Origin of the sequence: Loktanella sp. S4079, from assembly GCF_000967725.1 — a bacterium.
Lineage (GTDB): Bacteria > Pseudomonadota > Alphaproteobacteria > Rhodobacterales > Rhodobacteraceae > Yoonia.
Window position 1 is genome coordinate 280,769 of record NZ_JXYE01000003.1, and the last position, 24,939, is coordinate 305,707.

Annotated in this window: 23 protein-coding genes; 13 read left to right on the top strand and 10 right to left on the bottom strand. The window is 54.6% G+C overall.

The window, feature by feature from the left end:
- Positions 1-10: 10 nt before the first annotated feature.
- The 4 genes from atpA to TW80_RS18385 form a co-directional block, all read right to left on the bottom strand.
- Entirely contained in the window at positions 11-1,546 is a 1,536-nt protein-coding gene (gene atpA / locus TW80_RS10690; RefSeq protein WP_045997393.1) for a F0F1 ATP synthase subunit alpha, read from the bottom strand.
- The gene (locus TW80_RS10695) at positions 1,547-2,113 is read right to left on the bottom strand and encodes a F0F1 ATP synthase subunit delta (protein WP_045997394.1); all 567 of its coding nucleotides are present in this window, start codon (positions 2,111-2,113) and stop codon (positions 1,547-1,549) included.
- A 289-nt stretch (positions 2,114-2,402) separates the two neighbouring features.
- Positions 2,403-2,885: a hypothetical protein gene (locus tag TW80_RS10700; protein ID WP_342585903.1), complete on the bottom strand. Its 483-nt coding sequence runs from the start codon at positions 2,883-2,885 to the stop codon at positions 2,403-2,405.
- Positions 2,837-3,166: a DUF2793 domain-containing protein gene (locus TW80_RS18385; protein ID WP_239450528.1), complete on the bottom strand. Its 330-nt coding sequence runs from the start codon at positions 3,164-3,166 to the stop codon at positions 2,837-2,839. The genes TW80_RS10700 and TW80_RS18385 overlap by 49 nt, the downstream gene beginning before the upstream one ends.
- Positions 3,167-3,323: 157 nt before the next feature.
- On the opposite strand from TW80_RS18385, the gene gmd reads away from it, so the two are divergent.
- The 5 genes from gmd to galE all read left to right on the top strand — a co-directional run bounded on the left by gmd (position 3,324) and on the right by galE (position 9,669).
- Positions 3,324-4,445 (top strand): GDP-mannose 4,6-dehydratase, encoded by a 1,122-nt coding sequence (gene gmd, locus TW80_RS10705; RefSeq protein ID WP_045997395.1) that lies wholly within the window; start codon positions 3,324-3,326, stop codon positions 4,443-4,445.
- A 1-nt stretch (position 4,446) separates the two neighbouring features.
- Positions 4,447-5,415: a GDP-L-fucose synthase gene (fcl, locus tag TW80_RS10710; protein ID WP_045997396.1), complete on the top strand. Its 969-nt coding sequence runs from the start codon at positions 4,447-4,449 to the stop codon at positions 5,413-5,415.
- A gap of 7 nt (positions 5,416-5,422) precedes the next feature.
- Complete coding sequence (locus tag TW80_RS10715) at positions 5,423-6,835, top strand: mannose-1-phosphate guanylyltransferase/mannose-6-phosphate isomerase (RefSeq protein WP_045997397.1); 1,413 nt, start codon at positions 5,423-5,425, stop codon at positions 6,833-6,835.
- A gap of 150 nt (positions 6,836-6,985) precedes the next feature.
- Positions 6,986-8,656: a M10 family metallopeptidase gene (locus tag TW80_RS18475; RefSeq protein ID WP_052700959.1), complete on the top strand. Its 1,671-nt coding sequence runs from the start codon at positions 6,986-6,988 to the stop codon at positions 8,654-8,656.
- Entirely contained in the window at positions 8,656-9,669 is a 1,014-nt protein-coding gene (gene galE / locus TW80_RS10725) for a UDP-glucose 4-epimerase GalE (RefSeq protein ID WP_045997398.1), read from the top strand. Before TW80_RS18475 ends, galE begins: the two co-directional genes overlap by 1 nt.
- 163 nt (positions 9,670-9,832) lie before the next feature.
- Here galE and TW80_RS10730 read toward each other — a convergent pair whose 3' ends face one another.
- Positions 9,833-11,206: a phosphomannomutase gene (locus TW80_RS10730; RefSeq protein ID WP_045997399.1), complete on the bottom strand. Its 1,374-nt coding sequence runs from the start codon at positions 11,204-11,206 to the stop codon at positions 9,833-9,835.
- Between the two features lie 197 nt (positions 11,207-11,403).
- Here TW80_RS10730 and TW80_RS10735 point away from each other — a divergent pair, with 197 nt between their 5' ends.
- Positions 11,404-13,608 carry a calcium-binding protein gene (locus TW80_RS10735; RefSeq protein WP_045997400.1) on the top strand — a complete coding sequence of 735 codons (2,205 nt, stop codon included), beginning with the start codon at positions 11,404-11,406 and terminating at the stop codon, positions 13,606-13,608.
- A 5-nt stretch (positions 13,609-13,613) separates the two neighbouring features.
- On the opposite strand, the gene TW80_RS10740 is transcribed toward TW80_RS10735, so the two are convergent.
- From TW80_RS10740 to TW80_RS10750, 3 genes are all read right to left on the bottom strand, one after another.
- Positions 13,614-14,732 (bottom strand): polysaccharide biosynthesis/export family protein, encoded by a 1,119-nt coding sequence (locus TW80_RS10740; protein ID WP_045997401.1) that lies wholly within the window; start codon positions 14,730-14,732, stop codon positions 13,614-13,616.
- Positions 14,733-14,908: 176 nt separating this feature from the next.
- Positions 14,909-15,172, bottom strand: a complete 264-nt coding sequence (locus TW80_RS10745) for a hypothetical protein (protein WP_045997402.1) — start codon at positions 15,170-15,172, stop codon at positions 14,909-14,911.
- 147 nt (positions 15,173-15,319) lie between these two features.
- Positions 15,320-15,496: a DUF1674 domain-containing protein gene (locus tag TW80_RS10750; RefSeq protein WP_045997403.1), complete on the bottom strand. Its 177-nt coding sequence runs from the start codon at positions 15,494-15,496 to the stop codon at positions 15,320-15,322.
- Positions 15,497-15,564: 68 nt separating this feature from the next.
- Here TW80_RS10750 and TW80_RS10755 point away from each other — a divergent pair, with 68 nt between their 5' ends.
- The 7 genes from TW80_RS10755 to TW80_RS10785 all read left to right on the top strand — a co-directional run bounded on the left by TW80_RS10755 (position 15,565) and on the right by TW80_RS10785 (position 24,056).
- Positions 15,565-16,839 carry an RsmB/NOP family class I SAM-dependent RNA methyltransferase gene (locus TW80_RS10755; protein WP_045997404.1) on the top strand — a complete coding sequence of 425 codons (1,275 nt, stop codon included), beginning with the start codon at positions 15,565-15,567 and terminating at the stop codon, positions 16,837-16,839.
- A 157-nt stretch (positions 16,840-16,996) separates the two neighbouring features.
- Positions 16,997-18,691: a heparinase II/III family protein gene (locus TW80_RS10760; protein ID WP_045997405.1), complete on the top strand. Its 1,695-nt coding sequence runs from the start codon at positions 16,997-16,999 to the stop codon at positions 18,689-18,691.
- Positions 18,688-20,277 carry a bifunctional phosphoribosylaminoimidazolecarboxamide formyltransferase/IMP cyclohydrolase gene (gene purH / locus TW80_RS10765; protein WP_045997406.1) on the top strand — a complete coding sequence of 530 codons (1,590 nt, stop codon included), beginning with the start codon at positions 18,688-18,690 and terminating at the stop codon, positions 20,275-20,277. Before TW80_RS10760 ends, purH begins: the two co-directional genes overlap by 4 nt.
- Before the next feature lie 9 nt (positions 20,278-20,286).
- Positions 20,287-20,775 carry a signal peptidase II gene (gene lspA, locus TW80_RS10770; RefSeq protein ID WP_045997407.1) on the top strand — a complete coding sequence of 163 codons (489 nt, stop codon included), beginning with the start codon at positions 20,287-20,289 and terminating at the stop codon, positions 20,773-20,775.
- Between the two features lie 54 nt (positions 20,776-20,829).
- A complete protein-coding gene (locus TW80_RS10775; protein ID WP_045997408.1) occupies positions 20,830-21,339 on the top strand; it encodes a DUF3035 domain-containing protein in 510 nt (169 codons plus the stop codon).
- An 84-nt stretch (positions 21,340-21,423) separates the two neighbouring features.
- A complete protein-coding gene (locus TW80_RS10780; RefSeq protein ID WP_045997409.1) occupies positions 21,424-22,755 on the top strand; it encodes a M16 family metallopeptidase in 1,332 nt (443 codons plus the stop codon).
- Positions 22,755-24,056, top strand: coding sequence for a M16 family metallopeptidase (locus TW80_RS10785; RefSeq protein WP_157033258.1), 1,302 nt, complete (start codon positions 22,755-22,757; stop codon positions 24,054-24,056). Before TW80_RS10780 ends, TW80_RS10785 begins: the two co-directional genes overlap by 1 nt.
- Here the strand turns inward: TW80_RS10785 and TW80_RS10790 are convergent.
- Complete coding sequence (locus TW80_RS10790; protein ID WP_045997411.1) at positions 24,053-24,532, bottom strand: SRPBCC domain-containing protein; 480 nt, start codon at positions 24,530-24,532, stop codon at positions 24,053-24,055. The two genes, TW80_RS10785 and TW80_RS10790, sit on opposite strands and share 4 nt — an antisense overlap.
- Entirely contained in the window at positions 24,529-24,882 is a 354-nt protein-coding gene (locus TW80_RS10795; protein ID WP_239450529.1) for an ArsR/SmtB family transcription factor, read from the bottom strand. Before TW80_RS10795 ends, TW80_RS10790 begins: the two co-directional genes overlap by 4 nt.
- Positions 24,883-24,939 lie beyond the last annotated feature (57 nt).

The following is a 24,939-nucleotide window of genomic DNA, read 5'->3' on the forward strand; positions in this document are numbered from 1 at the left end:
ATCTTAGGGTTTAAGCGAAATCAGCAGCGAAGGCATCCAAAGCAGCTTTGATCTTGTCTTCTGCGTCACCTTTGATCTTTGGATCTTCTTTGGTGATGAACTCCAGAACGTCAGATGCATTTGTACGCAGGTGCTTAAGCAAGCCAGCCTCAAAACGACCAACGTCTTTCACGTCAACCTTGTCGAGGTAACCATGTGTACCCGCATAGATGACACAGACGATTTCTGCGTTTGTCAGCGGTGCGTACTGTGGTTGCTTCATCAGCTCGGTCAGACGTGCACCACGGTTCAGCAACTGCTGTGTCGCGGCGTCAAGGTCGGAACCAAACTGCGCAAATGCAGCCATTTCGCGGTACTGAGCAAGCTCAAGCTTAACAGGGCCAGCAACGGATTTCATGGAGTTTGTCTGCGCAGACGAACCAACACGAGAAACCGACAGACCTGTGTTCACAGCTGGGCGGATACCTTGGTAGAACAGTTCAGTTTCCAAGAAGATCTGACCGTCAGTAATCGAAATCACGTTGGTTGGAATAAACGCAGAAACGTCACCACCTTGTGTTTCAATAATTGGCAGCGCAGTCAGAGAACCAGCACCGTTGTCTTCGTTCAGTTTCGCAGAACGCTCGAGCAGACGGGAGTGCAGGTAGAAAACGTCACCTGGGTAAGCTTCACGCCCTGGTGGACGGCGCAGCAGCAGGGACATTTGACGGTAAGACACAGCTTGCTTGGACAGATCATCATAGATGATCAGCGCGTGGCGGCCATTGTCACGGAAGTGCTCTGCCATCGCTGTCGCAGCATATGGTGCAAGGAACTGCATAGGAGCAGGATCAGAAGCTGTCGCAGCAACAACGATTGAATATTCAATCGCGCCGGATTCTTCGAGCTTTTTCACCAGCTGAGCAACTGTCGAACGCTTTTGACCAACAGCAACGTAAACACAGTACAGTTTGTCGTACTCGTTTTCAGCAGCGTCGTTGTAAGATTTCTGGTTCAGGATGGTGTCCAGAGCAACAGCAGTTTTACCTGTCTGACGGTCACCAATGATCAGCTCACGCTGGCCACGGCCGATTGGGATCATCGCGTCAACAGATTTCAGACCAGTCGCCATTGGTTCGTGAACCGACTTACGTGGAATGATGCCTGGAGCCTTCGAATCAGCAACAGCGCGTGTTTTTGTTTTGATCGGACCTTTGCCGTCCAGTGGGTTACCCAGACCGTCAACAACGCGACCCAGCAGTTCGTCACCAACAGGTACGTCCACGATGGACTTTGTACGCTTAACGGTGTCGCCTTCTTTAATGTCACGGTCAGAACCGAAGATAACAACACCGACGTTGTCAGATTCAAGGTTTAGAGCCATCCCGCGGATACCGCCGGGGAACTCAACCATTTCACCGGCTTGTACGTTGTCCAGGCCGTAAACGCGGGCAATACCGTCACCGACGCTTAGTACCCGGCCAACTTCGGCCACTTCGGCTTCCTGACCGAAGTTTTTGATCTGGTCCTTTAGGATCGCAGAGATTTCAGACGCTTGGATCGCCATTTATCCGACCTCTTTCATAGTGTTCTGGAGTGCGTTGAGCTTAGAGGCGATCGACGTGTCGATCATCTTAGAGCCCACTTTTACGATAAGACCGCCGATGATAGACGCATCGACGGTTTCTTTGATGGTAACAGATTTGCCCACTTGGGCTGTGAGTGTTTTAGCTAGCTTCTCAGCTTGCGCCTTCGTCAGCTTTTTCGCAGCAGTCACTTCGGCAGTCACTTCGCCACGCTCTTCAGCCAACATGTCTTGCAGCACGTTCAGCAGCTGCGGCAACACAAACAAACGGCGCTTGCTAGCCAGCAGCGCCATGACATTGCTTGTTGTCTCAGACAATTTCATTTTCTTCGCAACAGCGCTAATCGCGGCACCCTGCTGGTCGCGGCTATATAGCGGCGATGTCAGCAGTGTACGCAGTTCAGCGCTGTCGGTGATTGCAGTTTCCAAAGCAGCTACGTCAGCTTCGAGCGCTTTGATCGCCTTGCCCTCTTTGGCAAGGTCAAACACTGCGGTCGCATAACGCGATGCAATGCTTGTGGAGATACCAGCAGTTTCGGACACGTCCACCCTTCCGATGTCTTAGGCCCAGAACACCCCCCAACGTCGGGCAGCGAACAGGCAACTTGTTTGGCCCCCGTGGATCACGAAAGCGTCAAAATCCTGCGCGATGTAGCAGAGCAACTATGTTGTCGCAAGCACCCAGCGCGGTTTATGCACAGCATATGAGAGCCAATTTGCATTTGTGTCACCATTTTTCTGGATTCAATCAGCTTCGTTCAAATTTACCCCCAAAATGACAAAGGGCGCAGCCAAAATTGGCCACGCCCTCGAATCCCTGAATATGCGCAGTGGTCTGTTAGAACAGATCCTGCCAAGCTGACCCATCATAACAGCGCAGCACGGCCGCTGTAGAATCAAAATAGACATCACCCGCAGTTGGATTCGCTGGCGCCGCACCCGGTTCGAGATGCAAGAATTGGCTGATCCGAACCCGTGCACTATCAGCATCAATCGCAATCGCAGAATCCCACGTTGCCCCGTCTGCGCTGACTTTAATGCTAAAGTTGTCATCGCCTGACAGCCCCATTTCAGCGCGCCCCGACCAACCGCTTTGATAAAGCAATGAGGCCGTGTCAGTAACCGCCGCTTTGTTGATCTTGAGCTGGTGCCCAGCGCCAACGTTGTTGAGCAATGTTGCGTCGCTTGCCACCGAAAGCCGATTGGTTACATCTGCCGTTGCGTTAACCCCAACCATCGGCAGGTTCTGCATTTCGGGGACCGCGCCTTTGGTCACCCAAACACCATCCGAAAACACTTGGATTTCAGAAATATCGCGCACCCAAGCGCTCCACCCATCCTGAGGCGCGACAAATAGCCACCCCCGCCCCGCCAGGTTGAAATTTGCCCGTCGCGACCAGTCCAATCCCCTGTACTGCCCGCTGGGATCGCCCATGATTCACCCTCTGCCGGGGTAGCAGGTGGGGTGGTTTCTGTCGTCGATTCCAAGGTCAGCTGCACGATCAGATCAAGCAATTCGATCGCCTCGTTATGGGTCACATGCTTTTGCGCCTGCGCGGGCATGATGAACGGCAATGAAAGATTCGGTGTTTGGTCAGACATGATAGCGACGCGCCCTCTGAAAAATGAAAGATCAGGCGCAGTATTGGTGTGACAGCGTGAACGAAGCTTACACGCACCGTGCGGTGGTTAACGCTCCGTTAAGACCTCTTCGCCACCAAGAGAGTTAACGAATCGCTAAGCACTGCGGAGGCAACCAATGGCAAAACGCGCATTGATCACCGGGATCACGGGGCAAGATGGATCATATTTGGCCGAGCTTCTCTTGGAAAAAGGCTATGAGGTGCACGGCATCAAGCGACGGTCCTCGCAGTTCAATACCGCGCGCGTGGATCACATCTATCAAGACCCGCAGACGGATGACGCGAATTTCATTCTGCATTATGGCGATTTGACCGACAGTTCTAATCTGACACGTATCTTGGCGCAGGTGCAGCCCGACGAAGTCTATAACCTAGGTGCGCAATCACACGTCGCTGTCAGTTTTGATTCCCCAGAATACACCGCCGATGTGGATGCGATGGGCACGCTGCGTCTGCTCGAGGCCATTCGTTTTCTCAAACGTGAAGACAAAACAAGGTTCTATCAGGCCTCGACCTCAGAACTCTATGGGCAGGTCCGTCAAAGCCCCCAGACAGAGCAGACACCGTTTCACCCGCGCAGCCCTTACGCGGTGGCCAAGATGTTTGCCTATTGGACCTGCGTAAATTACCGCGAGGCTTATGGCATATACGCCTGTAACGGTATTCTCTTTAATCATGAAAGCCCACGGCGCGGCGAAACATTTGTCACGCGCAAGATCACCCGTGGGCTTTGCAATGTCGCGATGGGACTACAAGACTGCCTCTACATGGGGAACATTGATGCATTGCGCGATTGGGGCCATGCCAAAGACTACGTTCGCGCCCAGTGGCTCATGCTCCAGCAAGACAATCCAGAAGACTATGTGATTGCCTCGGGGCAGCAACATTCGGTTCGTGATTTCATCCGTTGGACAGCAGAAGAACTGGGATTGCAAATCACCTTTACCGGGAAAGGCATCCACGAAACCGCCGTTGTCACCGCCGTCACCAGCGACCGGGCCGCATCGGTCAAACCCGGCGACGTCATCATGCGGATCGACCCACGGTATTTCCGCCCCGCCGAAGTGGATACGTTGCTGGGTGACGCCAGCAAGGCCCATGCGCAGCTAGGGTGGTCGCCGCAGATCACCGCGCAGCAAATGTGCGCAGAAATGGTGAGCGCCGACTTGCAAACCGCACGACGACACGCCCTCTTGCAAGAACACGGGCTAAGCCTACCCATGTCCCTTGAGGCGTAGAATGCGCATCTACGTCGCCGGGCATACGGGGATGGTGGGCAGCGCTGTTGTGCGTCGCCTACGCCACGAATCCATACACACTGTCATTACAGCCACACGCGCAGAACTGGACCTGACCAATCAACAAGATGTCCGTCAGTTCCTGAAACGCGAAAAACCCGACGCCGTGATTTTGGCCGCTGCACGCGTCGGCGGGATTTGGGCGAATAACACCTACCCCGCGCAGTTCATCTACGAAAACATGATGATCGCTGCGAATGTGATCCACGAATCCTTTGCCACTGGCATTCATCGGCTCTTGTTTTTGGGGTCGTCGTGCATCTACCCGCGTGATGCTGATCAGCCGATAGATGAATCGGCGCTTTTGACAGGTCACCTTGAACCCACAAACGAACCCTACGCAATCGCCAAGATCGCCGGCATCAAACTATGTGAGAGTTACAACAGGCAATACGGCACCGACTATCGGTCCATTATGCCAACAAACCTATATGGGCCAGGAGACAACTTTCACCCAGAAAACGCCCATGTGCTGCCTGCGCTCTTGGGTAGATTTCATGACGCCGTCACTGATGGCAGTGAAACGGTGACTATTTGGGGGTCCGGCACCCCGAGACGTGAATTCTTGCACGTGGATGATCTGGCAGCGGCGGCATTGTTTGTGATGCAACTTGATCAGCAAACCTATGCACAAGCGACCGAACCGATGCAAAGCCACCTGAACGTGGGCACAGGCAAAGACATAGCGATTGCGGACCTCGCATCGCTGATCGGCCAGATCACTGGCTTTGAGGGTGAAATCGTTTTTGACCGTTCGAAGCCCGATGGAACAAAACGAAAGTTGCTCAATATCGAACGATTGGCTAAGCTCGGCTGGCAACCCAAAGTCGCATTAAACGATGGGATTGCTGCCACTTATTCTTGGCACATTGAACAAAAGAAATTTCATAGGGCGCTGCGTTCAGCGTAAAAGTATCATGATTACACCTGTCATTTTGTGTGGCGGATCGGGCACCCGTCTGTGGCCACTATCTCGGAAAAGTTACCCCAAGCAATTCGCCCCTCTGATCGGTAGCGACAGCCTCTTCCAAGCGAGCGCCAAACGGCTCAGCGGTGATGGATATAACGCACCAATTGTTGTCACCGGGGACAGCTTTCGGTTTACCGTTGTCCAGCAATTGCAAGAGGCGGGCGTAAACCCCGGTGCGGTTCTGATCGAACCCAGCGGGCGTGACACAGGACCCGCTGTATTAGCAGCAGCGCTGCATCTCGCGCAGGTTGACCCGGATGGGCTGATGCTCGTTGCGCCATCTGATCACGTGATCCCAAATGACGTGGCCTTTGCGACCAGCGTCGAGGCCGCAGTACCCGCGGCAAAAGCCGGGCAGCTTGTCACATTTGGAATCACACCTGACCGCGCCGAAACGGGGTACGGTTATCTCGAACTCGATAAGCAACCCAATGGCGCAAACACACCGCTTCCGCTCAAGGCATTTGTTGAAAAACCCAGCGCGGATCGCGCCGCAGAAATGCTCGCCGAAGGGCGGTATCTATGGAACGCAGGTATCTTTCTGTTTTCGGTGCAAAACATCGTTGCTGCCTATCAAAAGAATGCGCCAGAGATGTTTGCGGCGGTAGAGGCCGCCGTTAAAGACGCCAAAGCCGATCTTGGTTTTTTACGGCTTGCACCGGAACCGTGGGAACAAGCGCCAGCAATTTCAATTGACTACGCCATCATGGAAAAATCGGACAACCTGTCGGTGGTGCCCTACCGCGAAGGATGGTCTGATCTGGGTGATTGGGCATCCGTGTGGCGTGAAACCCAAATCGAAGGTGTCGCGAAGTCAGGCCCCGCTACAGATATCGACTGCAGCAATACGTTGCTCCGATCCGAAAGCGACACGCAAGCCATCGTTGGCATCGGATTATCAGACATTGTTGCTGTCGCCATGCCTGACGCCGTCCTCATCGCGCACAAAGACCGCGCACAAGACGTCAAAGGGGCAGTTGCATTGCTCAAAGACCAATCCGCCCCGCAGGCGGAATGTTTTCCCAAAGATCACCGGCCATGGGGTTGGTTTGAAAGCATTGCCATCGGCGATCGTTTCCAAGTGAAGCGCATCGTCGTGAACCCAGGCGCCGCGCTATCATTGCAGTCGCACCATCACCGTGCAGAACATTGGATTGTCGTACAGGGCACCGCCAAAGTAACTGTCGACGAAGACGTCAAGCTCGTAACGGAAAATCAATCAATCTACGTTCCACTGGGTGCCACGCACCGCATGGAGAATCCGGGCAAACTACAGATGATATTGATTGAAGTACAAACAGGCAGCTACCTCGGTGAGGATGATATCGTTCGTTACGAAGACATCTATTCGCGGAGCTGATCCGCCGATTTTCATCTTTTTCGTTCGGCTCGTTTGACAGCAACCTTATGGTTGTAGAGGTTCCAAACGCGATTGCCCTCGTTTTCGCCATAGTTTGATTACATAAAGACGTCGAGATGTGCCAACGCTCGAACAAAAGAGACGACAAGAATGCCCGAATCCACTTCTAAGACTTTGGCCGCAGAGGCGAATACCATCACATCAGCGGCCTTCGCGCTCGGCTTTCCCAGCCCGGTTGATACGCTTGATAGCGGAACGCAACGAACAGACACAGATGAGCCAATCACAGTTTATTTTGCACCCTATGGTGTTTCGCGCGATGGCGTAACATCCGAAGGCTGGTCAGACTACGAACGTGCCCAATTTATGTCTGCGCTCGCTTCGATATCAGCAGTTGCTGATATCACATTCATTGAATCAACGGACCCAAACGCAGATTTTCAAGTCGTACTCGATACAGACGAACTGTTTGCTGACTATGGTGATACGTTACTTGGGTATTTCTATTATCCCTTCGGAAGTTCATCGAGTGTCGGTGTCTTTAACGAAAGAGGGCTAGGGTGGGACACTGATGGTCTCAAGCCCGGCGGGTTAGGCTATTCGACGATTGTGCATGAAGTGCTTCACGGTCTCGGCCTAGAACATCCGCATGATGGTGACTCAATTCTGCCAGGTCTTGATCCGGATGCGCTAGATTTTCCTTTCGGTTACTATGGTGACTTTGGATTTAACCAAACCGTCTATACGGCAATGTCGTACAATGGCGGATGGGATGGTGCTCTTTCGGGTAGCAATGACTATGGTGATATTTTGGGTCCGATGGCGCTTGATATCGCCGCGCTCCAAGACCTCTATGGCGCCAACACAACACACGAAAGCGGAGATAGCGCCTATGAGCTGCCCGACCAAAACACAGCCGACAGTGATACAGGTTGGCTAGCAATTTGGGATACGGGCGGCGTCGACACCATCCGCCACTCAGGCACTACAGGTGCAACTATTGACCTACGTCCCGCGACCCTACGATACGAAGAAGGCGGCGCGGGATTCATATCATCTGTGAACGGAATCTCGGGTGGTTACACCATTGCGAATGGCGTCGTGATTGAAAATGCCGTTGGGGGATCGGGCAACGATACCTTGATCGGGAATGACGTGGATAACGGGCTGACAGGCAATGCCGGGAATGACAATCTTTCTGGCCGCGCGGGCGACGATTCACTACGTGGCGACGCAGGCAATGACACGCTACAGGGCAACTCGGGCGATGATACCCTGACAGGCGGCAGCGGCAATGATCTACTGTTTGGGAATTCCGGTGGGGACACGATCAGCAGCTCAACCGGCACGAATGCCATTTTTGGCGGAAGCGGGAGCGACACGCTAACCGGGGGTGATGGCAGCGATGCGATTCGTGGAGGGAGCGGACATGACACCATCAATGGTGCCGGGGGTAATGACACACTATCGGGTGGTCGCGGCAATGACTCCATCCAAAGTGGCGCCGGAGATGATGAGATCGCTGGTGACCTCGGCCAAGACACCCTGACCGGGGGTGCCGGGGCGGATAGCTTTATCTTTCACGCTGCGAGCGACAGCTGGGCAGGCAGTTACGATACAATCACCGACTTCACCTCTGGTAGCGATATAATTGACCTTTCTGGTATCGACGCCGACCTTAGCGCAGCAGGTGCCGTTTCCTTTGTTGAAAACGGCGGCAATACAATGATTGAAATTGATCGTGACGTTGATGGGATTGCGGAAATGGCAATCTTTGTGGCAAACGCAACGGGACTGACAACTGATGATTTGATCCTCTGATGCGCGTACTTGTGACCGGCGGCGCCGGGTATATTGGCAGCCACACCTTGCTCGAACTCATGGCCCAAGGTCACGAGGTCTGCGTTCTTGATAACTATTCAAACGCAACACCCGAAGTGCTGAACCGGGTACGAAGCCTATCGAACGGTACGGTGACCGACTTTACTGGTGATGTGCGTGACCCCGCGATGCTCGACGAAGTCATGCAGAACTTTCGCCCCGATGCGGTCATTCACTTTGCTGGGCTAAAGGCCGTCGGCGAAAGCGAAGAAAAACCGCTCGTCTATTACGATGTGAATGTCGGCGGCACATTAGCGCTGCTACATGCGATGGATCGCGTAAACTGCCGCAAGATCATCTTTTCATCTTCGGCCACCGTCTATGGCGAACCCGTCTATCTACCTTACGATGAGGCACACCCAACAGCCCCAATGTCCGTTTATGGGCAATCCAAATTGATGGCTGAAAACATCCTGACGAATTGGGCCAAAGCGACGCCAGACGCTTCCTCAGTTTTGCTGCGCTACTTTAACCCCGTCGGCGCGCATCATTCGTCGCGGATTGGCGAAGATCCAAAAGACATCCCCAACAACCTAATGCCGTTTATTGCACAAGTGGCTGTCGGCAAACGCGATGCGCTGACTGTTTTTGGCGATGACTACGACACGCCCGACGGAACTGGGCTGCGTGACTACATCCATGTCGTCGACTTGGCGCGGGCACATGTTGCCGCGCTAAACTACGCAGAAAACGCAACTGGCGCGCGCCCGTTCAACATCGGCACCGGGCAGAGCTATAGCGTGCGCGATATGGTTGCCGCATTTGAACGCGCTTGCGGCCATACGATCCCGACCAAATTGGCCCCAAGGCGCGCAGGTGATATTGCCGCTATGCAAGCCGATGCCACCCGCGCCTCACAAGAATTGGGGTGGAACGCTGAACATGGCTTAGACGACATGACAGCAAGCACATGGGCCTGGCAATCAGCAAATCCAAACGGTTACGATAGTTAAAAAAGTATAGGCTTCCCGCGCGGGACAGCACGAGAAGCCCTCAGGCGAACAGCCAAAAACAAATTCGTTAACCAATGCCCTGCTTCTACTACCCCGCGTAGCAACGCAGCTGTCTGTGCTCAGCGACACAGTCTTGGGCAAACGTAACGATACGCCTTTTATTTCAGCGACCTAGCCAATCGCGAACGACCAAAAGCGCGTCGGACAGCGTTGTTTTAGCCACATCAGGCGTGTTTGCTTCGACATAAGCCCGCAGTTCGGGCGCATTCCCAGAGGGCCGTAGGTGGATGATTCGCCCATCCACTGCGGCCATCCGCAGACCATCGGTCAGATCCACATTTGCTTCGGCGGCGCCAAGCGATGTCAAAAAATCGGATCGCGCATGGCGATCGTTCGTTAACTTCGAAACGAGAGCTTCCGTCCTCTCTGTCGGCACCTCTTGCAAACGATCTGCTGCCGTAAAACAAGGAGGCATTGCCGCAATGCAGTCAGCGACGGAGCCCCCGCGCGCCGCGGCCAGCACCGCCACAATGGGCAGCACGGCATCCCGCGTCATCAGCGGCCGTAGCGCCCCACTTGGACCAGCAGCAGTAAATCCCAACAAGAAACCACCGTTCGCCTCGTAACCAACGATGCTCCCCCTGACCTGCTCCATCCCGGCAATCACATAGGGCGATCCAATTTTTGTGCGTGTCACGCCATCGAAACATCCCATCTGGGTGACACCGGAGTTCGACGAAACCGGTGTCACAATTTGCTTCGCGTCAATTGCTTGCGCCGTGATTTGCCCTAATACGTCACCGGGAACGACCTCTCCGGTTGCGTCGGTTAGTAATGGGCGGTCGCCATCGCCATCAGTCGAAACGATTGCGTCAACTTGGTGTTCCCTCGCCCACTGTCGCAGTTGCTCGCGCAGTTCGGGCGCGACGGCCTCGGTATCGACAGGGATGAAATGATCTGACCAACCGAGAGTGACAACTTCGGCCCCAAGCGCACCGATGAGTTCGATCAAACCCGAGCGCCCAACCGCACTATGCGCATAAACGCCAACGCGAAGCCCACTGAGCGCGTTACCATATGCCGCCGTATAGCGCGCATTATAATCTGCAATTGCGGTGCTATTCTCAACAACGCTCGCGTGGGCATCGCCGGATTTCGCGCCCAGCGCACCGAGTATTGCTTGTTCGTGTGCTTTGGTGATTTCGCCATCCGGCGTGTAGAATTTCAGCCCATTTCGGTCAGCTGGAATGTGGCTGCCGGTGATCATCACAGACGCCGCCCCCGCGTTCATTGCCGCCAAGGCCAAGGCCGGTGTGGGTACCGGGCCGCATTTTGTGACGGCAACGCCCTCGGCCACGGCGCTTTGTGCGACAATCTCAGCGATTGCTGGTGAAGAAGGCCGCAGATCATACCCAATGTAGATCCCTGCCCCCACAGGACATGACGCAATAAACGCTCGAATGTGATCGCCCACGCATTCGGGGGTAAGTTCCGTGACCAACCCACGAAGTCCGCTTGTACCGAATTTGGGGGGCATAAGAAATTCCTGACTATTGAATGCCCTCACTGTAACCCCGCCAAAACCAATCGGACAAGCTGTGCATTCTGTTAAAATTCACCGGGGTTTTGAGCCAATTCCAAATCAAGGTTCACTGCGCCGCCACAATTGAGCCATCCCGCCGGCCCCCGACTCAATCACGTTCAGACTGTCTTTGGTCCTGGGGGGGACCACATATGTCTGAAATAACACTGGTTACATACCTCAGTGCTGGGGAACCCTTTGCCTATTCGCATATAGCCGAACTTTCCTTGGTTTCGGTTAACGGCACGGATTTTCTTTATAGCACCACGGAGTACGACGGCGTTCTTGTTGGTTGGAACATCAGCGGGACGGTTCCTGTGATGATTGACAGCTATACCTATGATGGCGTCGCGCTGGCGGGGGTGTCACCGTCACTTTGCGTAATTACGTTCGGTGGGGTCACTTCACTGCTTAGCGGTGGTGCGGAAAATGGGCAGCTACAACTCATATCGCTCAACCCCGATGGCACGTTTTACCATACATCTGATTTACCTGTGACTGGCTTGCACAATTACACGGCAATGACCTTGGGTGACGGAACTTCGGTTGTGATTAGCGGTGTTGCGAATGGAGATGGGATAGCACGCATTCTTTTCGACAGTACCGGCGGGTATATCGGCGACCAAAACAGCAAACCTGCTGGGGCGTTTACCGACCATATCGCTGCCACTGAAGTTATTGAAATTTCTGGCAATCAATACGCGATCACAGCAAGCCAAACTGACGCGGGCATTACGAGCTGGGAAATCGACGTCAGTGGAAATCTTTTGCCCCGTGCGAGTATCGGACCGGATCAAAACCTCTGGATCGACACCCCGACAGTGATGCAATCTGTAGAAATTGATGGCAAAGCCTATGTAATTGTCGGTGCCTCAGGCAGCGGCAGCTTGACAGTCTTGCAACTACTTCCCGATGGTACATTTGAAATACGCGACCACATTCTGGATACGCTGGACACACGCTTTAACGGGATCGCAGCACTGGATGTCGTTGAACATCACGGGCAAACCTATGTAATCGCTGGGGGCAGTGACGACGGGATTTCGATCTTTTTGTTAATGGAAGATGGCACCCTATTGCCACGCGCACATATCGCTGATTCTCCCGCCATGGGTTTAGACAATGTCAGCGACATTGTTGGGCTACGTACCGAAAGCGGCATTGAACTTTATGTTTCGAGCAGTAGCGAGCAAGGCCTGACCAAGTTGCGTTATGAAACAGCGCAGATCGGGTTGGCCGTGACAGCAGAAGTCGCGGGAAGCAATTTGAACGGCACGGCGGCGGCGGATGTGCTCATCGGGTTGGCGGGCGACGACACACTGATCGGTGGTGATGGTGCTGATATTTTGCGCGATGGCAGTGGCTCAGATTTGCTGACTGGCGGTGCGGGCGCTGATGTCTTCGTGCTGTCAGCGGATGGGGCGGACGATACCATCACGGATTTCACAATAGGCGAAGATGTGATCGACCTGTCGCGTTGGTCAATGCTACGCGATGTCAGCCAACTCACGATGCGCATTACGGCAGATGGAGCGGAAATTATCTACGGTGACGAACGGCTCATCCTACATAGTTCTGACGGGCTGCCGATTGATTACCGACAATTTACCAATAGCGATTTGATCGCGGTCACACGCATTCCTCAAGATGTCACTTCGGGCTATCCGGGACCCGCGATTCCAAATCCCGATACCGGGACCGAGCCACCACCAGCAGATGATCCATCCCGTCGCAATCCATTATCAAGTGTCACGACGATCGCGTCCGACAATTTCTCCACCATCGTTGAAGCGATTGGCGATGATGTAATAGCGCCGCCCGGAACACCCGGCGCAGTTATTGTTGGAAATACCACACTCAACGGCAGCGCCAGTGCAGATGTTCTCATCGGTGGGACAACCAACGATCTTATGAATGGCGCTGATGGGGATGACACTCTGTTGGGGCGCGATGGAAACGACCACTTAAACGGAGACGCAGGTGCTGACCTTTTGATCGGAGGTGCAGGCGACGACCAGTTGGATGGTGGCACCGGTCAAGATATTTTGCGCGGTGGCGAAGGGGCCGACACATTACACGGCGGGGCAGGAAATGACATTTTGTTTGGTGATGCAGGTGCTGACACCTTTATCTTTGACGGTGGCACTGACGTTATCGCCGACTTTGCCCAAGGCGACGATCACATCACATTAAGTGAGACCCTGTGGACCGGCCTCACTTCGGTGGATGATCTTATCCTGATTTATGGCACCTATACCGGAACAACGATGACCATCAGCTTTGACGACGACAACATACTGGTGATCGAAAATGTAACCGACCCCAGTATATTATCAGACGATATCACCTTGTTTTAGCCGATCTAATTGGCGAGCGAGGCCAACGATTGCCCTAAGCCAAACACGGTCAGAGCGGGCCCAAGAACGCTTTCGGTGCCATAGATCAAATCATCATCTTGGATCATGAATTTGCCTGCGGAAAACAATCCGTCTGCTTTGGTCAGATCGAGTGTAAAGACGACCCTTTCTTTTGACGGACCCGTATGATCGTCGCGTAGCGCAGCGGTTTCATATTCTCGCATGACAAGAATACCCTTTGGATTTGCCGTGCCATCACTGACGCCACCAATAATTGCCATCGCCTCAAGCGCGGAAACCTCTGCACTGGGGAAAGGATGTACAGATTCACTTCCCGTTGCGCCAAGTGAAAGGAATTGTCGTTCATCGCCAACGATTCTTAGCCGATCGCCCCCGCGAAGGGTGGTATTCAAAGATGGCTCGTCCAACAGACGATCAAGTGAAACCCCATAAGTGCGGTTATTGCGAACCAGCCTAACCTGAGGATTTATCAACGTTGGATCCGCCCCACCGGCCATAGACAGCAGCTCTAGGATTTTGAAATTACGGTCAGGTAGCTCGTATAGGCCGGGCGCGCCAAAACCCGAAACGAGATTGGCCATGTTCTGGCGCCCAGGCTTTACGTTTAATTGTACCTGTGCAGAAGGGATCGTTTTGCTCAGCTCTTCTTCGATGCGCGCACGAGCCGTCATAGAAGACATGCCAGCGATACGCATATCGCCAATATAAGGGACAAAGATGCGTCCGGTTGCATCAACTTGCGTTTCTTGCAGAGGCGTCGCGCGTTGTCCAACCCCTGCCAGCAAAGAGTTTTCCTCTGCGTCCCAAATCGTTAGCTGCACGATATCACCCGGAGCAATCAACAGCGACGCAGGCTGTTCTTGGGACGGAAGCCAAGAGAAGGATTTTGCGTCAGGGTTCGGCCATGAATTAATAATTGAAAGGGTCTCTCGTGTGACTTCATACACTTCAAAGTCATAAACGAGTTCTTCGCCCTCAGCACGCGTACCCGCATTCGATGCGGCCAACACTTCGGATTGGAACCCTGCGCCACGCGGTAGGCTACACCCTGCAATGAACAAAGTGGTGCACAGTAGGACGAAACGTAGAACTGAATTACGCATGCTCTTTCCCTCAATGGATCGCCATATCGTTGATGACGATATCCGTTTTTCACCACAATTACCCTAAATAATCGTGAAAGAAGAGCCTACGAATTCTTGAAAGTTGCGAATGTGACAAATTCGCTGTGAAAAGTGACAAAAGCAAGGGAACGCACGCACCCCCTTGCCGAAACAAATCAGCCTTCTACAGCTGCGATAACGGCGTCATAGGTCGCACAAATCGGTGCCAGATCGGCAGACGCTTCAGCGACAGACATGTTTTCTTGAAACTCGGCAACCACTACAAACATACGATCTGGATCATTTTCGCCAATGATTTGAATCGCTTCTTTTGCTTGCGCAAATTTGGCTTCAACGAGGTCAGTTGTGCAGGTCTCGGACGCGTAAGCTGTCGAAGATGCGCAAATGGCGATCGCAGTAAAAAGTGCCTCGATTTTCATAGGTTACACCCCTTCTTTGTTAGAGCAACTTGCGGCTCTGGGATGATGTAACCAATGATTTTCGCGGAACGAACATGTATAATTATTTGCGCAAATTTCATGCCGAAATCCGCTTAGTCGAGGCAAAGAATTGCCGATTTTCGACATTTAGAAATCGACGGCGATACCCTTTTTTTCCCAATCGCCGAACCGAACGGGTTCTGGTCCGTCACGGCCACCCAACTCGGGCGGCAGCTCTTGCGCCTGTTGTTTCTTGCGGCGTTCTTCGGCTTCGGCAAGCGCGCGCTGCGCTGGCGTCGAAAGGTCTTTGGCTTGGTCGGACATTGGGTCTCTCCTTGTCGGCGGCACTGCTTTGATATACGCCGCTTGCACCCATCAGCAAGAGATACCCCATGAAACAATCAGGTTTGCCTGCCCGACGCACTGCACATTACCTATTGATGCAGATCACGACCGAAGGCCGCCTGATGGCAGAGCTTATCGCCGGTGGCGCGCTCAGCAAACTGCCAAACGAAGATCGCGCGCGTGCGCAGCGTCTGGCCACAGATGCCCTGCGCGGTTTGGACCGGGCAGATCGCATGCTCAAACCCTATCTGAAAAAGACACCGCACAATCATGTGCTAAATGCACTGCGACTGGGCGTCATTGAGCTATGCAGCGGCGAGGCCGCCCATGGCGTTGTGAACGCCTATGTTGAAATCGTGGGCCAGAACAAGCGGACACAGGCAATGAAGGGCCTGACGAATGCTGTGCTACGTAAAATTGCAGCCGAAGGCGCTGAGAGCTGGGAAAAACGCGCGACCCCACTGACGCCGGGTTGGCTGCGTCAACCGCTGGTCGCCGCTTGGGGGCGCGACGCCGTCAAAGGAATCGAGACCGCGCATTTTGCCGGAGCGCCGCTTGATCTCACGGCCAAGGACGATGCCCACGCCGTTGCCGAGATGACCGGCGGTACTGTTCTTCCAACCGGGTCCATCCGCGTCGCGAACGCAGGTCAGGTCTCGCAGCTTGCTGGGTACAAGACTGGCGATTGGTGGGTCCAAGATGCCGCTGCAGCCATCCCTGTGAAACTGCTAGGCGATGTATCTGACCGCGAGATCGTTGATCTATGTGCAGCACCGGGCGGCAAAACAATGCAGCTTGCTGCTGCTGGCGCGAAGGTGACAGCAGTCGATCTGTCAGAGCGGCGAATGACCCGCGTTGCCGAAAACCTGACGCGTGTCGGATTGGATGCGCGGACCATGGTGGCTGATGCCTTTGCGTTTGATGAAACCGGGTTTGACGATATCTTGCTCGACGCGCCGTGTTCCGCGACGGGCACAATCAGGCGGCATCCGGATTTGCCCTACGCCAAAGATGGTTCCGAGTTTGGCGCACTTATCGATCAGCAGGAAACTCTGATTGATCATGCGCTGACTTTGCTCAAACCCGGTGGACGGCTGGTGTTTTGCACCTGTTCGCTTCTCCCCGACGAAGGCGAAGTCCAAGTCGAAGAAGCGCTGGCCCGTCATAACGGGCTCACCACAGATACCGACGCGCTAAACCTTCCCGGTATCGAAGCCGATTGGATCACGCCCGAAGGCGGCCTGCGGCTGCGACCTGACTACTGGCCAGAGCTGGGCGGCATGGACGGCTTTTATGTCGCGGTGCTTCGCAAACCGGCCTAGGCCCGCGAACTGCCTTGCACGGCGAGACCACGCCGAGCGACAAGAATTTTGTGTGACTTAGCGTTAATCATTTCTTATCCTGCGCAAAACAACACATATCTGAGGCAGCGCAGCAGTGGCTAAACCGACCACATGGCGGGATCGCCGAACGACTTTCATGAATAAAATCCATGCGCGTCGGGCCGCGCTTGGTGACGCAATTCCAACCTTTGTGACCGCCCCCGAACCGCGTACGATCGGGATTGTTGGACGGGGTCGTCAGCTGATTACCGGAAACTTCCTGTTCGCGGGCCTATTCGTCGAAGGCCCTAATTTGTCGATTTGGGACATCGCGCGCAATCACCCCGAAGTTATCGGCGAAATCCACGGCTGCGCTTGGACGGATGATCTGGTTGCTGTCGGCGATGAAAAGGCACGCACACGCGCGCAAACGTGGGTCTATGATTGGATCGAACAATTCGGCGACGGTCGAAGCGCGGGCTGGGATGCTGGCGTCGTTGGTCGCCGCGTGATCCGATGGATTAACCACGGTCCGTTTATCTTGCGCGGCCAAGATCAGCCCGCAGCAGACCAGTTTATGCGCTCACTTGGTCAGCAAACCCAGTTTCTCGCTAATCGCTGGCACGCAGCACCCCATGGCGTGAGCCGATTCGAGGCCCTCGCCGGGCTGATTTATGCGGGGCTCATGCTGTCTGGTATGGCCCGCCACGTTGATGCCGCAGTCAAAGCAATGGCAATCGAATGCCATTCGCAAATTAGTCCGGGTGGCGCGATAGCGACGCGAAATCCCGAAGAGTTGCTTGAAATTCTGACGCTTTTGAACCTCGCAGTGCAATCGCTTAAGGCGGCCAATCGGCGCGTCCCGCGTGGCATTAGCCAAGCCGTCGAAGACATCGTTCCCAGCTTGCGTGCTCTGCGTCATTCCGACGGTAGCCTCACACGGTTTCACGGTGGCGGATCAGGGTTGGAAGGCAAGCTGGATCAAGCCTTGGCAGATGCAGGCATCAAGACCGCACCGACAGTGGGTCTGCACATGGGGTTTGCAAAATTGACAGGTGGACGGACATCATTGATCGTGGACGCGGCACCACCACCAGAAGGGGTCATGTCCGCCAAAGGGCACGCCAGCACCCTAGGGATTGAGGTGGCATCTGGTCGGCGCCCTTTGATCGTGAACAGCGGATCCGGAGCACGATTTGGAACAGAGTGGCGCCGCGCCAGTCGCGCCACGGCAAGTCATTCGACGCTTGGGATCGATGGCGTGTCATCTTCGCGACTGAACACCGATGACGACCAGCTGAGCAACACCCCCCAAGAGGTGCGCTACAACGCCCCGTTGGTCGAAAACGGTCGGCGCCTTGAGCTGTCACATGACGGCTACAAAAATAGCCACGGGCTCACCCATGCACGCATTTTGCAGCTATCGACTGACGGGCGGGAAATCACCTGCGAAGATTTGCTGACCACGTTGGATGAAACTGACAAAGGCACATTCGATGCAGCGACCAATGCGTCTGACCTCGGCTTTAAGATTCGGTTGCACCTGCATCCAGATGTCCAGCCGACAGAGGACGGTCCGCATGTGTTCCTGACCTTGAAATCTGGTGAAACATGGGTGTTTTCGCATGATGGTACGGCAGAACTGTCGATTATGCCGTCAGTTTACCTACAAAACGGTCGATTAAGGCCACTTGGCACGCATCAAGTGGTTTTATCTGGGCACGCAATGTCCTATGCGACACGCGTCCGTTGGTCTTTGGCCAAGGCACAAGATACGCCGACTGCCCTGCGTGATCTTGTACAGGCCGAGGCAATGGATGATGTGGAATATACACCTGGGGACTTTGAATGACCGATCTTGCACCTTTGCGCCGCGCGCTGCTTTCCGTATCCGACAAAACCGGGCTGGTTGATCTGGCGCGCGCGCTCGCTGAGCGCGGCGTTGAATTGCTATCCACTGGGGGATCTGCGCAGGCACTGCGCGATGCCGGGCTAGAGGTTCGCGATGTGGCCGATGTCACCGGTTTCCCCGAGATGATGGACGGTCGCGTGAAAACACTGCACCCGGTTGTGCACGGCGGTCTGCTGGCGCGTCGCGATCTGGATGGTCACCGCGATGCAATGGTTGAACATAACATTGGTCCGATCGACCTGCTGGTCGTGAACCTGTACCCCTTTGAAGAAACTGTCGCCAAAGGCGGCGATTACGCGGCCTGCATCGAAAACATCGACATTGGCGGCCCTGCGATGATCCGCTCTGCTGCGAAAAACCACGCCTTTGTCACTGTTGTGACTGATGTCGAAGACTACGACGCGGTTCTGGCAGAGCTAGACGCAAACGACGGTCAAACAACAATGGCGCTGCGCCAACGTCTTGCCCAAACAGCCTATGCACGTACAGCTGCCTACGACACTGCTGTTAGCACTTGGATGGCGGGCGCGATTGATCAGAACGAACCACGCCGTCGTTCGTTCAGCGGCACGTTCAAACAAACCATGCGTTACGGCGAAAACAGCCACCAGTCTGCTGCGTTCTACACTGATGGCACAAACCGCCCGGGCGTTGCGACTGCCGTTGTGCACCAAGGTAAGGCGCTGTCCTACAACAACATCAACGACACAGACGCCGCTTTTGAATTGGTGGCAGAATTCGACCCTGCGGACGGCCCAGCCGTTGCGATCATCAAACACGCGAACCCTTGTGGTGTTGCGCGCGGTAACACTCTGCTCGAAGCATATAAAAACGCATTCGATTGTGACCGAACTTCTGCCTTTGGCGGTATCGTCGCGTTGAACCAACCGCTGGACGAAGAAACAGCCAAAGCGATCACTGAAATTTTTACCGAAGTCGTGATCGCCCCCGGCGCATCAGACGCAGCCAAAGCTGTCTTTGCAGCCAAGAAAAACCTGCGCCTTTTGACGACAGAGGCCCTGCCTGACCCCAAAGAGCCAATCACCACCTACCGTCAGGTCGCGGGCGGGATGTTGGTTCAGGACAAAGACACCGGTTACGTTGGCATGGATGATCTGAAGGTCGTGACAAAGGTTGCCCCGACCGACGAACAAATGGCCGATCTGTTGTTCGCATGGAAGGTCGCAAAACACGTCAAATCCAACGCCATCGTCTATGTCAAAGACAAGGCGACAGTCGGCGTAGGCGCTGGCCAGATGTCGCGTCTGGATTCCGCATTGATCGCTGCTAAGAAAGCAGAGCGTATGGCAGAGGCCATGGAACTAGCACAGCCGCTGACAATTGGTTCGGCTGTTGCGTCCGACGCGTTCTTCCCATTCGCTGATGGCCTGCTAGAGGCAGCTGCCGCTGGTGCGACATGTGTGATCCAGCCGGGTGGTTCTATGCGCGACGACGAAGTTATCGCTGCTGCGGACGAGGCAGGGATCGCCATGGTCTTTACCGGCATGCGCCACTTTAAACACTAAGGGGCAGATATGCGTCTAACTTTCTGGACCGGGCTATGGGTGCTGCTGCTGGATCAAGCCAGCAAATATTACGTGGTGCATTGGCTTGGTCTGGGAAATCCCGGGCGGGGCAAGATCGAGGTTTTCCCCCCCTACCTTGAATTCCAAATGGCGTGGAACCGTGGGGTCAACTTTGGCCTGTTTTCGGGTTTCGACATGCGATGGGTTCTCATTGGAGTTGCGCTCATCATCTCGGCCGCAGTCCTTTGGTGGCTCCGCAAGAATGGCGGCTCGAAATGGGTCTATTTGTCTGCGGGATTTTTGATTGGCGGGGCGCTTGGCAATGTTGTCGACCGTGTATTCTATGGCGCGGTCGCTGATTTCCTGAACATGTCATGCTGTGGCATCAACAACCCCTATTCATTCAACATCGCAGATGTTGCGATCTTTATCGGTGCGGTTGGCCTTGCTTTTCTCGCCGATGATCACAAATCAAAACCCAAGAACAAGAGGGCGTGACCTCTGGTCATGCATCGGCTACACCTCTGAAAGCTAATTACGGGTAAACTATCAATGCGCGCACTCATTCTGACTGTTCTGACGATGGCCACGCTGGCGGCCTGTGGCAATACCGAACGACCGCTGCGCGCACTTGGCGGGTCTGATGGGGGCCCTGATGAATTCTCGGTCATACCAGCCAGACCGCTCGAAACGCCCGGTTCCGCTGAACTGCCCGTGCCAACGCCGGGTGGCGTAAACCGTGCCGATCCCACGCCCAAAGCGGACGCCATTCGCGCGCTTGGGGGTAACCCAGCGGCGCAATACGCTGGTGGGGTTCCAGCGAGCGATGCGGCTCTTGTTGGGCATGCCGTGCGCTATGGGGTGAACCCTGAAATACGCGCCGAACTCGCCACGCAAGACGCAGCGGCGCGCCGGCGCAAACAGCTTTCGAATGTGTTCAACCCGCTGAACCGGGATCGCTACTTCCCGCTTTATGCGCGCCAAGCGCTTGACGCAGAAGCAGAACTCGCGCGTCTCGCCGCCCTTGGCGTTGCAGTGCCTGTTCTTCCGTCCGAAGAGTAAAACATTCCTCACATCCGCGTATGTTCGCTTGATCATTGCCGCACCGGGCGTCACTTTGCCGTGGACGAAACCGGAAGGGTGCTGATGAAACGTTTTCTTGCCGCTTTGGCGATGCTGACAACCACGGCTGCTGCACAGGCCGAAGAAGTAACCACCTACACGCTTGAAAACGGGATGGAGGTCGTCGTTATCGAAGACCACCGCGCCCCTGTTGTGGTGCATATGGTCTGGTACAAAATCGGTTCCGCCGATGAGCCGGTTGGGTCGTCTGGCGTGGCCCATTTCTTTGAACATCTGATGTTCAAGCAAACCGACATTTTGGAATCTGGCGAATTTTCCGCCACTGTCGCCGCAAATGGCGGCAGCGATAACGCCTTTACCAGCTACGATTACACTGCGTATTTCCAGCGGATCGCAGCAGACCGGCTAGAGCTGATGATGCAGATGGAAAGCAACCGCATGACCAACCTGGCGATCACTGCCGACAATATTGCAACCGAACGCAATGTCGTGCTTGAGGAACGCAATCAGCGCACCGAGAACAACCCAAGCGCCCTTGCGCGCGAGCAGTTCAACGCCGCGCAGTTCCAGAACCACCGATACGGCGTCCCTGTAATTGGCTGGAAACACGAGATGGAGCAGCTTAATCTCGATGATGCGCTGGCCTTTTATGATCTCTACTATTCCCCAAACAACGCTGTCTTGGTCGTGGCTGGCGATGTTGAACCGGACGAGGTGAGAGCACTCGCCGAAACCTATTACGGTGTCATCCCCGCTGAGCCAAACTTGCCCGAACGTATCCGCCCCCAAGAACCACCCCAACGCGCAGAGCGTCGGATCACCTATACCGATCCTCGGGTTGGTCAACCTTATCTGATCCGTAGCTATCTCGCGCCTGAACGCAACCCCGGTTCCCAAGAGGAAGCCGCTGCCTTGGTCTATCTTGCGCGTTTGCTGGGCGGTTCACCATTCACATCGGATCTCGGTGTTGCGCTGCAATTCGACAGTCAAACGGCGCTCTATACGAATGCCTCATACGACGGAAGCTCACTGGATACGACGACCTTTAGCCTCGTGGTTGCGCCTGCTGCGGATGTGACATTATCCGCGGCCGAGGCTGCGATGGATCAAGTAATCGCCGACTTCATGGCGAGTGATATTGACCCAGAACGGATGAACACCATCCGCACGCAACTGCACGCCGCAGAGGTTTATGCACTTGATGACACCCAAGGGTTGGCCCATCGCTATGGGGCTGCCCTGACCCAGAGCCTCACAGTCGCTGACGTCCAAGCCTGGCCCGAGGTGCTGCAATCCGTGACTGCCGAAGATGTCAAAGCTGTCGCCGCCAAAGTCTTTAACCGCGATCAGGCCGTCACAGGCTGGGTTGTCGCTGACCCCGAGGATGCTCAATGATGCTTCGTACATTCCTTGCCATTTCGCTCACCCTGTTCGCCAGTGCCGCGCGCGCCGAAACCGACATTATCGAGGTAACGTCTGAAGGCGGGATTCAAGCGTGGGTCGTCGAAGAACCCAGCATTCCTTTCATCGCGCTGGAAATACGATTCCGTGGCGGTACTTCACTAGACCTGCCAGGTAAACGCGGCGCCACTAACTTGATGATGGGCCTGCTAGAGGAAGGTTCCGGCGATATGAACGCCCAAGAATTCCAAGCCGCGCGCGAAGCATTGGCCGCGAGCTATCGATTTGGATCGCATGACGATACCATTTCGGTTTCAGCGCAATTCTTGACCGAAACCCAAGACGCCGCGATTGATCTGTTGCGTCAGGCGATCATCGCTCCACGCTTTGACCAAGACGCCTTGGACCGGGTCCGCGCCCAAGTTCTGGCCAATATCGCATCCGAGGAAAAACGCCCCAATAGTATCGCAAGCTCGACATTCTATAGCGCTGCATTTGAGGATCACCCATATGGGACAGACAGCAATGGCACCGTTGAAACCGTCAATGCGCTCACGCAGGAGGATATGTTTGACGCACATGCGCGGGCGCTCACGCATGATCGGCTTTATGTTTCGGTAGTGGGTGATATCACCGCAGCCGAGGTCGGCCCGATGTTGGATGAATTGCTGGGCGATCTACCTGCCAATGGGCCAAAGCTGCCTGCCGATATTGCATTCGGCCTTGATGGAGGCACGACTGTCGTCGATTACGCCACCCCACAAGCTGTAGCGTTTTTTGGGCATGCAGGAATGAAGCGGGATGATCCCGATTTCTTTGCCGCCTATGTGCTGAATAACGTTCTGGGCTCTGGTGGGTTTGAATCTCGTTTGATGAATGAAGTTCGTGAAAAGCGCGGGCTGACATATGGAATCGGCACCTATCTGGTTCCCAAGTTCCACGCCGAACTGCTGCTTGGCTCTGTCGCGTCATCCAACACCACCATCGCCGAGGCAATTGCCGTCACCAAAGAGGTTTGGGCCGACACCGCCGCAAATGGGATCACCCAAGAGGAACTGGATCGCGCCAAAACCTATCTGACGGGTGAATACCCGCTGCGTTTTGACGGCAATAGTGAGATCGCCAAAATCATGGTTGGAATGCAGATGATTGATCTGTCACCCGACTACGTTCTCAATCGAAACGACTATATCGAGGCGGTCACCTTAGAGGATGTGAACCGTGTCGCGGCTGAACTCTTGCAGCCCGACGCCTTGCATTTTGTGGTCGTCGGGCAGCCAGTGGGGCTAAACTAGTCGGCCATCTCAAACATCGGATCAATACGTTCGTAGCTGGCCTCCATCCCCTCTTCCATGCCTGTCGCGAGCATCTCTGCGCGGGCTTGGGCGTCGGGCACTGTCATACGAATAGTTAGCAGCGTTCCGGCGCCATCGGCCTGAAACGTTGTGACATTGTGATTGTCAGGCGTTGGATCGGGCAAATGCATGCGTTCGACATGTTCGATCCGCTCGTTTTTCGTCAGCGCGATGAATTCGCCGGTCAGATAAAATCCATTCTCTCCGTTTTCATCTTCCCAATCGAGGCGGATTTTACCTCCGGGACGCGCATCATATGTGCACTGCGTTAGTCGCCAGCCATCTGGCCCAAACAACCATTTCTTGATCAATTCCGGGTCCGTATGGGCGCGATATACATACGCTGGTGGTGCGTTAAATCGGCGTGTGACAATAATATGCGTGTCGCCTTCAAGCTTTAATTGAAGCTTTGTCATTCCGTCGTCCTTTCGTCCTCTGCTTGCATTTCGGCCAACACCGCGTCGAGCCGATCGTAATTTGCCGCCATCGACCGGCGCAGCATCGAAAGCCATTGGTCCAAATTGTCCAACGCACCATCTGCCAACCGGCACGGGCGGCGCTGTCCATCAATACGCCTGCTAATTAACCCAGCGCTTTCCAATACTTTCAGGTGCCGCGAAACAGCCGGTTGCGACATATCAAAAGGTTCTGCCAACTCTGTCACGGTGGCCTCGCCGATAGCCAAGCGCTGCACAATAGCCAGGCGCGTGGGGTCAGACAAAGCGGCAAACTTATTGGCAATGGGTTCAATTTGTAACATATTCATTATATAACTAATAGGTTATATATTATAAATTGTAAAGTCGTTTCAAACCTCTCGCAG